The sequence below is a fragment of the Phormidium pseudopriestleyi FRX01 genome, from assembly GCF_017313335.1.
Classification (GTDB): domain Bacteria; phylum Cyanobacteriota; class Cyanobacteriia; order Cyanobacteriales; family Laspinemataceae; genus Laspinema; species Laspinema pseudopriestleyi.
In genome coordinates this window covers 1-15,689 of sequence record NZ_JAFLQW010000324.1, presented here as the reverse complement: position 1 = coordinate 15,689, position 15,689 = coordinate 1, and the positions used below count along the sequence as shown (strand labels likewise).

Genomic DNA, 15,689 nt, shown 5'->3' with positions numbered 1-15,689 from the left:
ATTGAGAGGCGATCGCTTGATGCCAGGGCATTAGTCTCTGGGTCTATAATGGGCGATCGCCTTTCCACTATAACTCACTCCCCTCGGCTATCCAGGGCCTAAGTAGACCCTGCGCGTTCCCAGAATTTGACAAGGCTGTAGTCAGTCTGCCACAATTAAACAAGGCTTAGCAAACCAGCCAGTCCAGAAACTTTTATCCATCTCAATGGCCTAAAGTTTAACAGGACGGTTAATGGGTAAAAAACTAGCCAGACTTGATAGTTTAAGTTTCAGGATTCAAGGTCCCTCATTCAGGTAATCATGAACAAACCAGTGACCACTCCTTCTCAATCGGACCCCGATAAAACCTTTCCCGCATCAGTGTTATCAGTCAGTCGCCATGAGTTGGGTAAGACCGAAGATAACTCCGATGCCAAGAATCAACCCTTAATCCTGACAGAAAAAGATGGAAAAGTTCTGCCATCGGATTTACAGGGTCATGCCTTCATTATTGGTGCAACAGGTTCAATAGATTCTCCCTTAAAAGATGTAGCCAGCAATACTGTTTTGCCCTCTAAAGATGGGACTACCCCTTTGTACAATGGCGATGGCATGGTTTACCGGATTGATTTTGACAATTTGACCCAGACAGCACAATTGTCATCACGACGGGTAAAAACTCCCTGCTACTACGCTGATGTCGCCACGAATCACTGCGAAAAATACCAGGGTTCGGATGGAAATTCAAAATCCACAGATTTGAGATTTAAAAATCTAGGAATTACCCGAGTTTCCGGACCCCTGGGAACCAGAAATCAACTGAATACGGCTTTTCTCCCTCTGAAATTTTCTGAGGCAGAACATGAACGGTTACTGGTGACTTGGGATGTGGGCCGTCCCTACGAAATTGACCCCAAAACCCTGGAAACTATTACGCCAGTGGGGAAAAATTCTGAGTGGAAAGAGGTGAACAAAGTTGGAAAGCTATTTTTTAAACCCACTACTCCCTTTAAAACCATTCAAAGTTCAGCCCATCCTGTTTTCGACCCTTATACCCACGAAATGTTTACCGTCAATGTGGGGCGATCGCTGTCTAATGTATTGTCCCAATTTTTTCCTTTAGGTTATCTATTAAAAACAAAAATAGCTTTTCCTCGGTATTGGTATAAGCAACTAAAATTTTCTGTTGAATCTATTACATTTTTCTTTAAAAATAATTTCCGAAAAATACCAAATATAGAGAAATTTTTCAAGCAAATTAAGAAAATTAAAAACAACCTAATTATTTCATTAAAAAAGCATTTTTTTGATAAAATCATTATTGAAAATGATTTTGTTTATCTTATAGGATGGAATGGTTCAGACCAGCTAAAAAAATGGAAAATAATACATAATGATAGCAGTATTAAAATTCAACAAAGCACTCATCAAATGGGATTAACAGAAAATTATATTGTATTAGTAGATACAGCTTTTAAAGTATCTATAGGTGAAATTTTACCAACTCTTCAAGAAAAAAAGTTTAAATATATAGAAAAAATATTTAGATATTTATTCGTTCAACCGCAATTAAGAGATAATGATATTTACATTATTGATCGGCGGGAACTTCTACCAAACAAGAAGACTGTTAATGCCAAGAAAGTAACAATTCCTGGTGAAGCAGCACATTTCCTAGTCGATTATCGAAATCCTGACGATTATATTACCCTACACTTTGCTCATGTTTGTGGCTGGGATGCTGCAGAATGGTTGACAGAGTTTGATTTTGATGATGAAAATGTACCGTTGGCATTGTCTGGAACACCCCGTCTCTACGGCGCGATCTCCGGACCGATGGATATCAGCAAACTGGGATGTCACGTCATTAACGGCAAAACTGGAGAATTCATCCGCAAAAATCAAGATCTCTTGATGCATGAAGATTATACTTGGGGTGCTGCCATCTACGCCTACCGTGAACGCCCTTTTCCAGACCGTTTAGAAGATATTTATTGGAGTTGTTTGGGATGCTGGGCTGATCTAAAAACCCCCCATATCGAAGGGTTGTATAAAGACTACAAATATCGAGAGATCGGACTGGAATCATTAGACGATATCACCAACAAAGGTAAACCTTCAACCTTATTGCGACTTCATATCGCCCCTTTGGATAGCGTGACCGAAGAGCAAAACCGTTTAAGCATTCCCGATGGATATCAATTTCCCGAGGGTCATTGGGTTGTTTCCCCACAATTTATTCCTCGGAGTGGAACCGAAGGTTCAACCGAGGGTTACATTCTCTGTGTGGTCCATTACGGGGATGGCACAGAAGAAAACAACGGCAATGAACTGTGGATTTTTGATGCAGCTAACTTAAAAAGTGGTCCACAATACAAGCTGTGGCATCCTCAATTTAATGTAGGGTTTACAATTCATACCGCCTGGTTGCCGACTTTGGAAACAAGGAACGCCAGTTATTGTATCGAAATGCGGGATGATTACGCCGAAATTTTAAATCAGCAGTCCCCGAAGAATAAAGCACTGATTCAGGATTTGTTTGAAAATTGGGTTTATCCGAAAAAAGAACCCCAACCTGAACCGAAGAGTTAGCAGTTGTTTCTAACTGTTTTGTGACCGATGATAGAAATTTTTTAAAGGATTTTGTAAGAAAAAACGGCAAAGCTCTCATCGAGAACCTGGTTTATTCATCCATATAGCCGATCTGATTTGTACCCCCTTTGATACTCCCATTATCATCAGGCTTAACATTTCATATTATACTCATTTTTTTGTGATTTATGAGAGTGATAATTCAGTTGTATATTGAAGAATTAAAAATTTAGATAATCACTCGGTCATTATTAAAGTTTTGAAAGGAGAATGTCCCAGTTTAGAGCAAATTGCCCGCTATAAGCTGGAATATGAAATCACCCAAAAATTATTAGGTATTTCTGGGGTTGTCAAATCTTACTCCTTGGAAAACTATCAAAATCATTGGTTAATTATTTCCGAAGACTTTGGAGGAGAAAGTTTAAGGGTACTTATTCAAGAAAATCTTGTGAATTTGCAGATTTTTTTATCCATTGCCATTCAGGTGACTCAAACTTTAGGGGAAATTCATCAAGCCAATATTATTCATAAAGACCTGAATCCCTTTAATATCGTTTACAATCGCGAAACCGAACAAGCCAAAATTATTGATTTTGGGATTTCCACCGTATTTTCCCGAGAAAATCCAGCTTTTAAAAACCCCAATGTTATCGAAGGGACTTTAGCTTATATGTCCCCTGAACAAACGGGACGAATGAATCGGGCGCTCGATTATCGCACCGATTTTTATTCTCTGGGTGTAACTTTTTATGAATTACTCACCCAACAACTCCCGTTTCCGACTCATGATGCGTTGGAGTTAGTCTATTGTCATATCGCCAAGCAGCCCTCTTCTCCTCGGGAGATTAATCCAGAAATTCCCGAGGCAGTCTCAGATATTGTCATGAAACTCTTAGCTAAAACTGCGGAGGACCGATATCAAAGTGCCTGGGGTATCCAGTTTGATTTGCAAAACTGTTTCAATCAATTGCAAGAAAGCGGGACTATTCAACCGTTTAGCCTAGGGGAAAATGATATTTCCAGCCGGTTTCAAATTTCCCAAAAACTCTATGGCAGAGAGGCAGAGATTGAGGCATTGCTACAAGCAGGCGATCGCCTGAATACCTCCGAGTTGAATGGGGGAAAAGAAATGATGCTAATTTCTGGGTATTCAGGAATTGGCAAATCTGCGTTAGTTCGGGAAATTTATAAACCCTTAACCCAAAAGCGCGGATACTTCATTTCAGGTAAATTTGACCAACTCCAGCAAAATATTCCTTATGGGGCGATCGCCCAGGCTTTTGCTACTCTAATTCGCCAACTCTTGACGGAAACTCCTGAACAAATCGAACAATGGCGATCGCAATTAGTCGAGGCATTAGGGGTTAATGCACAGATTATGGTGGATTTGATTGGGGAATTGGAACTGATTATCGGTGAACAGCCTCCGGTTAGCCCCTTGCCTCCTGGAGAATCCCAAAATCGATTTAACCTCGTTTTTCAAAATTTCATCAAAGTTTTTACCCGGAAAGAACATCCTCTCATCATTTTTTTAGATGATTTACAATGGGCAGATGCTGCCTCCTTAAAAATCATCCACCAGCTCATGACGCGAGCAGATAGCCAATACTTCCTCTTAATTGGCTGTTACCGCGATAAGGAAGTCAGCCCCACTGATCCTCTGATGTTGACCTTATCAGAAATTCGCGCCCTTGGAGCAACGGTCAATCAGATTTTATTGGCTCCTTTAGGGTTATCAGAGATTAGCGAATTAATTGCCGACGCGCTCAAAACCGATAGGGAAGCAATTTTAGCCTTAGCCGAATTAGTATTCCAAAAAACTAATGGCAACCCCTTTTTTATTAATGAGTTTCTGGAAAAACTCTATGGTGATCATCTCCTAACCTTTGAGATGCGCGATCGCCGCTGGCAGTGGGACCTCAACGAAATAAAATCGGCCAAAATTACCGATAATGTAGTTGAATTGATGGTTCTCAAAATTCAATCTCTGCCAGAAACCGCTCAGAAATTTATCAAATTGGCGGCTTGTATTGGGAATCAATTTGAGTTGTCAACCCTCTCCCTCTTGGATGACAGTACCCCCGAAAAAATTGCCAATCACTTGTTTGATGCCGTACAGTTAGGGCTAATTTTTACCCAAAATGCAGAGTTTAAGGGGCTTGAATCTGGGACCGAATCGAGCCATTTATCCAACGTTTACAGCTTTGTTCACGATCGCATTCAGCAAGCGGCTTATACCCTCCTAGACCCTGAGAAACAACGGGCTGTGCATTTGGCAATTGGGCGAGCTTTACTCCAAAATACTTCAAAAAGTACAGCGGGAGGAAATTTATTTGAAATCATTGACCATTTGAATATGGGTCAAGATTTGATAACCGACTCCGAAGAAAGAATCAAGTTAGCTGACTTAAATTTATCTGCCGGGGAAAAAGCCAAAGAATCAACAGCTTATGGAGCCGCTTGGCAATATTTACAGTTCGGAATCAGTTATTTAACTGGAGATTTTTGGATAGAATACTATGATCTAGCGTTATCCCTGCATAAGCAATGGGCAGAAGTCGAGTATCTTAATGGCAATTTTGAGGCGGCTGAGGAATTAATTACCCTGGTCCTGGCGCGATCGCATACGGATTTGGAAAAAGCCGAAATCTACAACCTGGCGATCGTGCAGTACACCTTGCAATTCAAATATGCTGAAGGGATTGAAGCGGGGCGCAAAGCCTTGCAAATCTTGGGGATTGATTTACCCCAGACCGATTTTCAATCGGCATTGATGGCGGAAATTGCCACGGTTGAGCAGGATCTCAGGGACCGAGAAATTGCCTCCCTGATTCACGAACCTCATTTAACAGATTCAGAGAAAATTATCGCCATTCAATTACTGGTGAATCTTCTTGCCGTTACTTATATTATCAACTTGGATTTATATCCAATTGTCGTTGCTAAAATTGTTCAAACTTCTCTCAAATATGGTCATTCTCAGGAGTCAGCCCAGGGGTACTCTACCTATGGCTTTTTAATGTGCTGCTTTGGGAATTATCAATTAGGCTATGAATTTGGAAGTTTAGCATTAGAACTTTCTGAACAGTTTAATTATCTACCTTTAAACTGTAAGAATTACACCGTTGTGGGAGGATTGATTTATCCGTGGGTTAAACCCTTAAAAGCCTCAGACCCAATTCTGACCGAAGGCTATAAAGCGGGATGGCTCTCGGGAGAATTTCAATATATTGGCTATATTCTTCAGTTTCAAGCAATTCGGTTATTTTGTCGAGGTACTCATCTCCCCCAAGCCTGGACCGAAGTCAGTAATTTTTTGGCAGTGACTCAAGAAACCCAAAATCAATGGGCTACTGATAATATTTTAGGCTTTAAAATAGGTAGTGCCAACCTATTGGGCAGTACAGCCAATGAATTCACCTTTGAGGCCGATGAAATTTCAGAATCGGCCTATTTATCAAGTTGCCAAGAACATCAAAGTTGGCAGGGAATTTGTTACTATAAAATTGTCAAATTTGCCATTCTCTATTTATATGGAGCGTTCACCGAAGCGATAAATTTAGCCCCGGATATAGCTAACCTCATTCCTACTATTACTGGGAATATAATTGGAGGAGACTATAATTTTTATCACTCATTAACTTTAGCCGCCCTCTATCCGACAGCATCCAGTGTTGAATTAGTCGCCTATTGGCAACAACTTGAAGCGAACCAAACCCAGATGAAAATTTGGGCTGAAAATTGCCCAGAAACTTTCCATCATAAGTTCCTCTTAGTCGCGGCAGAAATTGCTCGAATTTCAGGACAGGATTTAGAGGCGATGGAACTCTACGATCGCGCGATCGCCGAGGCGAGTGAACAGGAGTTTATTCACCATGAAGCCATTGCCCATGAACTCGCCGGTAAGTTTTGGTGGAACAAAGGAAAAGAAGATTTTGCTGCTGTTTATCTGAAGAAATCTCACTATAAGTATCAGCTTTGGGGGGCGAAGCGGAAGGTGGCACAGTTGGTGAAACAGTATCCCAACATTCTCGGCAAGCGATCGCGCAAGGCATCCGGGGAAATGCAAACCACAATTACTGTAACTACTACCGATAGCCAAGGGGGGGAAGTCCTAGATTTCGCCACCATCATGAAAGCATCCCAGGCGATCGCCAGCGAAATTAATCTCGATAAACTCCTGACTCAGTTAATCAATATTACCCTGGAAAATGCGGGAGCGCAACGAGGATTTTTAATTTTATCGGATAATCAGCAACTCATGATAGAAGGGTCGGGGACTATGAATAGCGAAATTGAAGTCTTGCAAGCAATCCCTATTCATCAAAGCCAACAACTCCCCCAATCTATCATTCAATATGTGGCCCGCACTCAACAATCCCTGGTTTTAAGTGATGCCACAACCTCCGAAATGTTTGCGACAGATGCCTACATTATAAAGCAGCAACCCAAATCAGTTTTATGTAGCCCTATTATCAATCGGGGTATCCTAGTCGGCATCCTTTACCTAGAAAATAATCTGACTCCTGGAGCATTTACCCCCGATCGCTTGGAACTCTTAAACGTTGTTTCCGCCCAAGCTGCCATCTCCATTGAAAATGCCCAACTCTATCAAAACCTAGAAACCAAAGTTAAAGAACGTACCGCCCAACTCGCCGAAGCTAATCAGGAAATTACCTTACTAAACGAACGCCTGGAAGCCGAAAACCTTCGCATGAGTGCAGAACTGGATGTCACTCGCAAGCTGCAAAAAATGGTATTGCCGAAAGAGCGTGAATTGCAGCAAATTCCCGATTTAGAAATTGCCGGTTTTATGGAACCTGCGGATGAAGTCGGCGGCGATTATTATGATGTACTGCCTCACGAAGGCGGCGTAAAATTTGCAATTGGAGATGTTACCGGACATGGGTTAGAAAGTGGAATGCTGATGATTATGGCGCAGATGGCGGTTCGCACCTTATTGGAAAGTGAGGAAAATGACCCGATTCGCTTTTTGGAAATTATTAACCGCGCCATTTATAAGAATATCGAGCGGATGAATATCGATAAAAATATGACTTTGGCGATTCTAGACTATCATCAGGGAAACTTGAAAATTAGTGGACAACATGAAGAGGCGATCATCGTTCGGAATGGGGGTGGAATTGAACGAATTGATACTCTAGATTTAGGCTTGTATGTTGGTCTTGAGCCGGATATTGGAGAGTTTTTGAATTACACTGAGATTCAGTTGAATCCCGGAGATGGGGTGGTGCTTTATACCGATGGGATTACCGAAGCGGAAGATATCAATGGGGTTCAGTATGGATTAGAGCGCCTTTGTGAAGTGGTGAGCGCTTCCTGGAATTTAAGCGCCCATGAGATGCGAGAAAGAATTATTGATGATGTAATGGGCTATATTGGCACTCAAAAGGTTTATGATGATATCACCCTATTGGTGATTAAACAAAAATAATGTTCTCGGTCTTTGACTGGGCCATTAACTAGCCCTGTCAAGGTGTATTTGTAGGGTGTATCTCAGTTTTGAAAAGAGACCTAACCCCCCAGCCCCCGAACCACCCCTCCCCGGCCCTCCCCTAAGAGGAGAGGGAGGTATAAGGAATGAATGTCTTTGCGGGGAAGGGGGAGAAAGACGTCAATTTAAATACAGGAATGGGAGTGTTTCACTCTCGAACCGGGTAAGTCACGGTAAAGGCAACAGAAACCGGGTTTCTTGACAAAAGTTCGGGCGATTAGCCTACATTTTGGTGAGAAACCCGGTTTCTTGTCCTGGGGAACTAAAACGTTACCCAGTCCTAGTTACTCAGTTATTCAACCTGCAACTTGACGTTTTTATTTTGGAGTTTGCCTTGCCACCACTGCTCAAATAATTGCTCTTGAAGCTGACGTTTGAGTTGTCCCTCTAGGGTGGCAGGAATCCGTTGTTCTAGGCGCAATAAGCTGTAGCGACCTTCCAATTCCATCGGACCGACAATATCTCCGGGTTGAGCTGTGGAAATCGCATCCCGAATGGCGGGGGGAAGTTGACTTAACAAAATCGCTCCCATCATGCCATTATAAGCTTTTTCTCCGGCGATGGAATGCTCTTTGGCTAAGGCTTCAAAACTCGCCCCAGCTTGTTTAATTTGAGTTTTTAGTTCTACCGCTTTATCAAATTGTTCTACCACAATTCGCGAGAGAACAACCTGCTCAAAGGATTGCTGATTCTTTTGAAAATAGTCTTCGATTTGTTCAGCGGTGACTTTAGTTTTGATTTCCTCCATTTTTAACCCAGCGGCGAATTGATTGCGAAAGGTCGTATAAGTTAGGCTTTGACTTTGTAACCATTGGTCAAATTTGTCTGATTGCACCAGTTGATTTTGGAGGCGAAAGTTGATAATCGCTTGTTCTAAGAGGGAGGCATCAATTTCTAGATCTGACTGACTTTGCAACTCTTGTTCGATGATGTGCTGGCGCAGAATCTTCATGATAAACTGTTGGAGGTCGCCACTGGTCCGCAGATACCCCAGGGCTTGCCGCAGTGAAATCGTTTCGTCATCAATAGTGATAAATTTTTCCGTTTCCATGTTAATTCATTCCAAAAGAACTGCAAAGAATATCCAGACCTAAGTCCTAGGGAATCTGGACTGAAGGGGAATCAGAACGCCGATCCCCGGGAGAAATTAGAAGCATTCAGGGCTATAGTCATGCTTCAAGAGGCGGGTCTCAAGGCTTTATTGTGACTGCTTTCCCAGCTTAGTGCAAGAGTGCCTCTAGCTTTTGCTGATTCCAGAGTTGCTGATACAAACCCGGTTGTTCGACTAATTGAGTGTGAGTGCCGATTTGAACGATCGCCCCGCTATCCATGACAAAAATGCGATCGGCAGAGGCAGCAGCAGACATTTGGTGCGAGATAAACAACACCGTTTTGCGCTGTGTCCCCGAAGACAGATTTTTGAGAATATCTGTTGCCGTCTGATTATCCACACTAGAGAGGGCATCATCTAAAATCAGCACCGGCGCATCCATTAGCAACGCTCTGGCGAGGGCCATGCGCTGGCGCTGTCCTCCGGAAAGGGTAATTCCCCGTTCCCCCACCATTGTCTCGTACTGTTGAGGAAAATTGAGAATTTCCGGGTGAATTTGAGCTTGTTTGGCGGTGGCGATGATTTCCGGGTCCTCTGCGAGGGGTTTTCCATAGCGGATGTTGTTCCGGATGGATGTGGTGAACAAAAAACTTTCCTGGGGAACATAAGCGAGATTTCCTCGCAGGGTTTCTAATTTGAGGGTGGTGATATCTTCGCCATCGAGATAAAGTTGTCCAGAACCAATATCCAGTAAACGGGGGATGGCATTGGCGAGGGTGGATTTCCCGGAACCAATGGGACCGACGATCGCCACTGTCTCACCGGACGTAATCTCAAAGCTCAAAGCATTCAGGGCTGGAGTTTTGGCCTCGGGATAGCTGTAAGTGAGGTGATTTGCTCTCAGATGACCTTGAGCGGGTTCGGTGAGCGCGATCGCCTCCGGTGTATCTTGGATTTTCGGTTTCGCTTCAAAAATGGACTCGATGCGATCGAGACTCACTTCTCCCCGTTGATACGCTGTAATAGTAAATCCCAGGAGGGCAGTGGGAAACACCAGACGTTCGACATACAATAACAGGGCGATAAAATCCCCAATGGTAATTTCTCCATCAGCGATCGCCCCGGCACCAAACGTCAGTAAAACCAGTAAACTCAAACTGGCTAATCCCCCTAGGACCGGAAACAGAAAACTCCGGGTTTGCGCTAATTTGAGATTGGCTCGTAAATATTGTTGATTCAGGTTGCGGAAAGCAAGGCGTTCGTTTTCCTCCTGAGCATAAATTTTAATTAAGGAAATTCCGCTCATATCCTCTTGAATCAAGTCACTGAGTCCCGAGAGTTGCTCTTGGACTTCGAGTTGCTGAGTGCGGAGGCGATCGCTAAATAACTGCACGATGATCAGCATAAACGGATAAACCGCCACAGCCCATACGGTCAACTTGACATTAATCGCCAACATCACCGGCAGGGTCAATCCATAAGCAAAAATTGTATTCACCAAACTCAACACCGCAAATCCCAGCAGACGCCGGATATTGTCCACATCCGAGGTGGCGCGATTAATCAAATCTCCCGGTGGGTTCAGGGCAAAATAGGCCGGTTCCAGGGTGAGGACGTGCTGAAAAATGCCTTGTTTGAGGTCAAACTCCACCTGACGTCCCACCCCAAACAGATACATCCGGGAGACGACGCGAATCACCCACATCAGGGATGCCAGTACCAAGATGATGCCTACAAAGTACAGAATGCGATCGAAGCTAAAGGTGACTCCGAGTTCATCCACTGCATTGCGAATCAGCAGGGGAATGTACACCCCCACAGCATTGACGAGAAATAGAGCCACAACCCCCACCAAGGCATTCCGCCAGTGGGGACGCATATAAGAGGCCAGTTTTTGAAGTTTTGAGCGAGCCATGTCAAATTGATATGTTTTTACCCCTCTTTTAGTGTAGAGGGCGATCGGGGGGATGGGGAGACTAGAGGAGGATGGGGAGTAGTTATCCTCCCAATATTAGTTGGCATTACAGCGAGTACAAGGTTCGACCCAACTGCGTAGGAAATAGTACATCAAGGTGTAGAATTCCTCAACGACTCGGCTGGTGAGGGCCAAGCTGGTGGCATTGGGGATGATGTCATAAATGCCTGTGCGAAGTTGTTCTAAGGCGCAGATTTCTGGATACAAACTGGGCGATCGCGGAATCACGTCCAGATCAAGGCGTTGAAAGGCTAGGCTGGCCCTGGGTAAGTGCAAAACCGAGGTGACGACGATCACCCGAGGATTGCGGTTAGCCAGTCGAGGGAGGAGTTCTGCAACGGCTTCGGCACTTTGCCGGACATTTTCGACCTTATTTAAAACAAAAATATGAGTAGGAGAGACGCCTTGGACGATTAACAGATTTCTAATGATGTCCGATTCGAGGATATCTGTGGAGTTGACCGAATACCAAGGGGCGCTCACCCCTTGCCAGGGAAAGGGTTGGGGTCGGGCGGCGACAATTACCCTTGGGGAGTGGCCCACCTGTTGCTGGAGTTGGTACTGACGAACGGTGGTGACTATCAGATCGCTCATATTTGTTTCTATCAATTCGGGTTGATAGGGCAAAGAAGGCTGGGAAATGCCCGAGGATAAGAGGACGATGCCTTCGGGACGGCTTACAACGGGGACGAGATTGGGGTTTCCCTGGGCTGGACAAACTGAGGCGATCGGGAAATTAGAGCGAATTAGCCAATATTGATAGTGTTGAGCCAGCCAAGGAACGCTACACAGAACCAAGATAACTAGGGCGGCACCAACTAGATACAGTCGATTTATTAGCAGCCGCCGGGTAGCCGCGCATAATAGGACGATGCATAATCCTAATGGTCGCAGGGGAAATGAGAGAATGTACCACAAGGTGGCAACCCCCTGTTCCGTGGGAAAGAAGAATGCTAAGACGATAATACTTAAGAGGATTGCGCCCCCAAGCCAGGTTAGGTATTCCCGAGGAATAAGCTGGAGGAGGACATACCAGATGAGAAGGGCGACAACCACCCACAGGAGAAGCTGGGTTATGGCTAGAATCATTGCTGGATGTCCTCAAGGTGCAAGTTAAAGGGCGATCGAATCATCTTCTGTCTGCTCCTACGGCTGTAGTTCAGTAAAAACAATGAACTCTGGGGAAACTCTGGGGAAACTCTGGGGAAACTCTGGGGAAACTCTGGCGATCGCCGATAAATTTAAGTATTTATTCGGAGGTATTCTGGTTTGTTACATTTTTGTTGACAAATCTATGAATTTCTTAAAATTTTCAGAAGGTCAACGGCAGTAAGATTGAATTTAAACCGGGGAGAAAGCCGTCTTGCGGATGCCAGTTCTGGCCTTTGCGGCAGAGCTTCAGACCCATTGCCGGGTTATCCTGAATGGGTAACCGACTTCATTCGTTGTTTTCTCTAAACTCATTAAGAATAATCCAATCGATGGCTTCAAGCGTTACAAAGATTAATAAAAAATCCTCGATTTATCCTTCGATACCGCGCCATACTTGATAGAAGTTGAGCAATTAAAATTGAAATCCTCAGTTCCTCCAAAGTGCTGGGTTGATACAAGTAGCATCCATAATGAATATTAATCATTGGCTGACCCTTTACGACCAGGGAATTAGAGACTTTTCGGGTTTAGACTTGCGCGGAGCTCAATTGGTGGGGGTGACCCTGATTGGGGTTAACCTCACGGGTGCCTATCTCGAAGGCGTGAATTTTGCTCGCTCGTTTTTAACTAAATCCAATCTAACTCGCGCTGCCCTCAATCGATCTAATCTTAATTTTGCCAAACTTAGTGACGCCCGATTAACCGAGGCCAATCTGACGAAAGCGGATCTCCAGGGTTCCTTTCTGGTCAAGGCCCAGTTGAATCAGGCCAAATTGAGTGGGGCAAATCTGAGCAGTGCAAATCTGCGAGGGGCAGATTTGCAAGAGGCCAATTTATGTGGGGCAAATCTTCAAGGGGTGAATCTGCGCGGTGCGAACCTAACTGGGGCCAATTTGAAATGGGCCAATCTCAGTGGTGCGCGCTTGAGCGGTGCCATCCTAGACGGGGTGCAATTGACGGGGGTGAATCTGAGTGGCGCTTTTTTGAATGGGGTGGACTTGACTGGGGTTGATCTCGATGGGGTGAATTTGAGTGAGGCAAAGCTGAGTGGTGCCAATCTCGCCGGGGCGAATCTGAGGTTTACAAATTTTACTGATGCCAAGCTGCGCGGGGTTAATTTAACGGGAGCGAACTTAACCGGGGCGGATTTAAGTTCAGCGTTATTAAATCAAGCTCGGTTAAATTCTACGAATTTGACCCGGACGGATTTTACGGATGCGGATCTGCGGGATGCCAATTTCTCGGGGGCGACTTACGATGGTGCCGAATTTCGCAGTTTTAATGATGTAGAAGGGGCGATGCAGCAGTATGGTGAGGCGATCGCCCAAGGCAGTCCAGGTTTTTCCCCACAGATGACCCTCGGGACCCTCTATTAAACCCAGTCTGCTCCACCTCGGGTCCCCCTCTTATTCATAAGCAGGGGGACCCGAGGTGGCTCCCATCACCCTGGGCGATCGCCTCCGATTATTTGCGACGTTTGATTTCAGTCTCGATCGCCTGAATCACCGTTTGGATCACTTTCACTCGGGCATAATATTTATCATTCCCCGGAATCACAGTCCAAGGTGCCGAGGGGGTACTGGTCCGCTGAATCATCTGATTCACCGCTACATTATAGAGCGACCACTGCTCGTGATTGCGCCAGTCTTCATCGGTGAGCTTATGTTCCTTAAACTGATTATTGCTGCGCTCGTTGAATCGGTTTAGTTGTTCTTCCGGGCTAATATGAAGCCAAAATTTGACAACGGCATAACCGGCACTGGTGAGTTGTTCTTCAAATTCATTGATTTCTCGATAAGCTCGGCGCCATTCCGGTTCGCTGGCAAATCCTTCGATACGTTCAACTAAAACTCGACCATACCAACTGCGATCGAAAATGCCAATGGTTCCAGGGGGCGGTAATCGTCGCCAGAACCGCCAGAGGTAATGATGGGCTAATTCTTCGGTGCTGGGGGCCGCAAAGGCATTCACGGCATAACTCCGGGGGTCGAGGACATCGGTTAACCGTTTGATGGCTCCCCCTTTTCCAGCAGCGTCCCATCCTTCAAATAAGGCAAGGACAGGGATTTCTTGTGCATGAATCTCAAGTTGCAGTTTCGTGAGTTCAACTTGTTCTTTGCGGAGCTGTTTTTTATAATCCTTTTTATCTAAGCTCACACTTAGATCGATTTGAGAGAGAAAATCCGGTTCCGTGGGTTGGAGTTGTTCTTGGGCGGGCAAAACCGGCACAGGTAGCTGATAATGGAGGCGATCGAGGGCTTCGGTGAGGGTGGTTGCCATTTTTGCCAACACTTTCACCCGTGCCCATTGGGGATTGTCGCCTTCGACGAGGGTCCAGGGCGCGGGTCCGGTACTGGTTTGAATCACCATGTCTTCCGCTAAGGCGCTGTAGGTGTCGTATTTTTTCGCTTGCTGCCAATCTTCGGGACGAACTCGCCAAGCGGTGAGGGGGTCTGCCGCAGATTTTTTCAGCCGTCGCTTCAGTTCTTTTTCGCTGATGTGAATCCAGAATTTGGCGATCGCCACCCCATCATCCACCATCTGCCGCTCAAAGGCATTGATTTGTCGAATCACGGTGGGGACTTCGGCATCGGTGATCCGGCCAAATAACCGATCTTCTAACATCCGAATGTACCAACTGTGATAAAAAATTCCGATACTCCCCCGCGCTGGCAATTTCTGCCAAAACCGCCACAGAAAATGGTACTGTCGCGCTTCTTCACTGGGGGGCCATATCGGATGAACTTGAAATCCCCGGGGGTCCATATAACCCACCATTTTTTTGACCAGAGACCCTTTCCCCGCAGCAGTCCAACCTTCTAACACGAAGATAGAGGTTAGTTTTTTTTCCCAACAGGCTTGTTGTAGCTGTCGGATCTGCTGCATCAAGGCTTCGATCTGTTCGTGATACGTCTTTTTATCCAGGGAAAGTTTGAGGTCGAGGTTATCTAACATGGACTTGTTTTATGGGGGTTAGATTGTGAGTTGGATTGTGGCCCGATGTCCTAATATAGCGGTTCTAAATGATTAGGCGAATGGACCCTCACCCCTTTCTCGTCGGCGGCCCAAAGCGGGAGAGGCCTGTCCTGAGCCCTGAGCCCTGAGCCCTGAGCCCTGAGCCAGTCGAAGGGTCGAAGGGTCGAAGGGTCGAAGGGTCGAAGCCTGTCCTGAGCCCTGAGCCAGTCGAAGGGTCGAAGGGGGTCGAAGGGGGACGGGGGTGAGGTGTCAAACTGCTGCAAGACTGGCTATAGCACCTCATGAGGTGCAGTTGCAGGATTGCTATAGTAGCCCTGTCAAGGTGGTAAATTTAATGACGCTCAATCGTTGTTTCATGTAGGGTTTTGGTCTCCAAACCCTTTCCGGTGATGTAGGGTTTTGGTCTCCAAACCCTTTCCGGTGATGTAGGGTTTTGGTCTCCAAACCCT

At 45.2% G+C, this 15,689-nt stretch carries 8 protein-coding genes; 4 read left to right on the top strand and 4 right to left on the bottom strand.

Annotated elements, in window-relative coordinates; all coding sequences use genetic code 11:
• The first annotated feature begins 300 nt into the window (after positions 1-300).
• Entirely contained in the window at positions 301-2,571 is a 2,271-nt protein-coding gene (locus tag J0895_RS12045) for a carotenoid oxygenase family protein (RefSeq protein ID WP_207088334.1), read from the top strand.
• Between the two features lie 220 nt (positions 2,572-2,791).
• Positions 2,792-8,026 (top strand): AAA family ATPase, encoded by a 5,235-nt coding sequence (locus J0895_RS12040; RefSeq protein ID WP_340643498.1) that lies wholly within the window; start codon positions 2,792-2,794, stop codon positions 8,024-8,026.
• A gap of 352 nt (positions 8,027-8,378) precedes the next feature.
• Here the strand turns inward: J0895_RS12040 and J0895_RS12035 are convergent, their stop codons facing one another.
• From J0895_RS12035 to J0895_RS12025, 3 genes are all read right to left on the bottom strand, one after another.
• The gene (locus J0895_RS12035) at positions 8,379-9,137 is read right to left on the bottom strand and encodes a peptidylprolyl isomerase (protein WP_207088332.1); all 759 of its coding nucleotides are present in this window, start codon (positions 9,135-9,137) and stop codon (positions 8,379-8,381) included.
• Positions 9,138-9,306: 169 nt separating this feature from the next.
• Positions 9,307-11,052 carry an ABC transporter ATP-binding protein gene (locus tag J0895_RS12030; protein WP_207088331.1) on the bottom strand — a complete coding sequence of 582 codons (1,746 nt, stop codon included), beginning with the start codon at positions 11,050-11,052 and terminating at the stop codon, positions 9,307-9,309.
• Positions 11,053-11,148: 96 nt separating this feature from the next.
• Positions 11,149-12,201, bottom strand: a complete 1,053-nt coding sequence (locus J0895_RS12025; protein ID WP_207088330.1) for a YdcF family protein — start codon at positions 12,199-12,201, stop codon at positions 11,149-11,151.
• A gap of 82 nt (positions 12,202-12,283) precedes the next feature.
• Between J0895_RS12025 and J0895_RS12020 the strand changes: the two genes are divergently transcribed.
• Positions 12,284-12,445, top strand: coding sequence for a hypothetical protein (locus J0895_RS12020; protein WP_207088329.1), 162 nt, complete (start codon positions 12,284-12,286; stop codon positions 12,443-12,445).
• Between the two features lie 289 nt (positions 12,446-12,734).
• Complete coding sequence (locus J0895_RS12015; protein ID WP_207088328.1) at positions 12,735-13,640, top strand: pentapeptide repeat-containing protein; 906 nt, start codon at positions 12,735-12,737, stop codon at positions 13,638-13,640.
• Positions 13,641-13,728: 88 nt separating this feature from the next.
• Here the strand turns inward: J0895_RS12015 and pap are convergent, their stop codons facing one another.
• Positions 13,729-15,219, bottom strand: coding sequence for a polyphosphate:AMP phosphotransferase (gene pap / locus J0895_RS12010; RefSeq protein WP_207088327.1), 1,491 nt, complete (start codon positions 15,217-15,219; stop codon positions 13,729-13,731).
• Positions 15,220-15,689 lie beyond the last annotated feature (470 nt).

Coding starts and splice junctions, on each gene's coding strand:
- J0895_RS12045 (WP_207088334.1), top strand. CDS start 301: ATGAACAAACCAGTGACCACTCCTTCTCAATCGGACCCCGATAAAACC.
- J0895_RS12035 (WP_207088332.1), bottom strand. CDS start 9,137: ATGGAAACGGAAAAATTTATCACTATTGATGACGAAACGATTTCACTG.
- J0895_RS12030 (WP_207088331.1), bottom strand. CDS start 11,052: ATGGCTCGCTCAAAACTTCAAAAACTGGCCTCTTATATGCGTCCCCAC.
- J0895_RS12025 (WP_207088330.1), bottom strand. CDS start 12,201: ATGATTCTAGCCATAACCCAGCTTCTCCTGTGGGTGGTTGTCGCCCTT.
- J0895_RS12020 (WP_207088329.1), top strand. CDS start 12,284: ATGAACTCTGGGGAAACTCTGGGGAAACTCTGGGGAAACTCTGGGGAA.
- J0895_RS12015 (WP_207088328.1), top strand. CDS start 12,735: ATGAATATTAATCATTGGCTGACCCTTTACGACCAGGGAATTAGAGAC.
- pap (WP_207088327.1), bottom strand. CDS start 15,219: ATGTTAGATAACCTCGACCTCAAACTTTCCCTGGATAAAAAGACGTAT.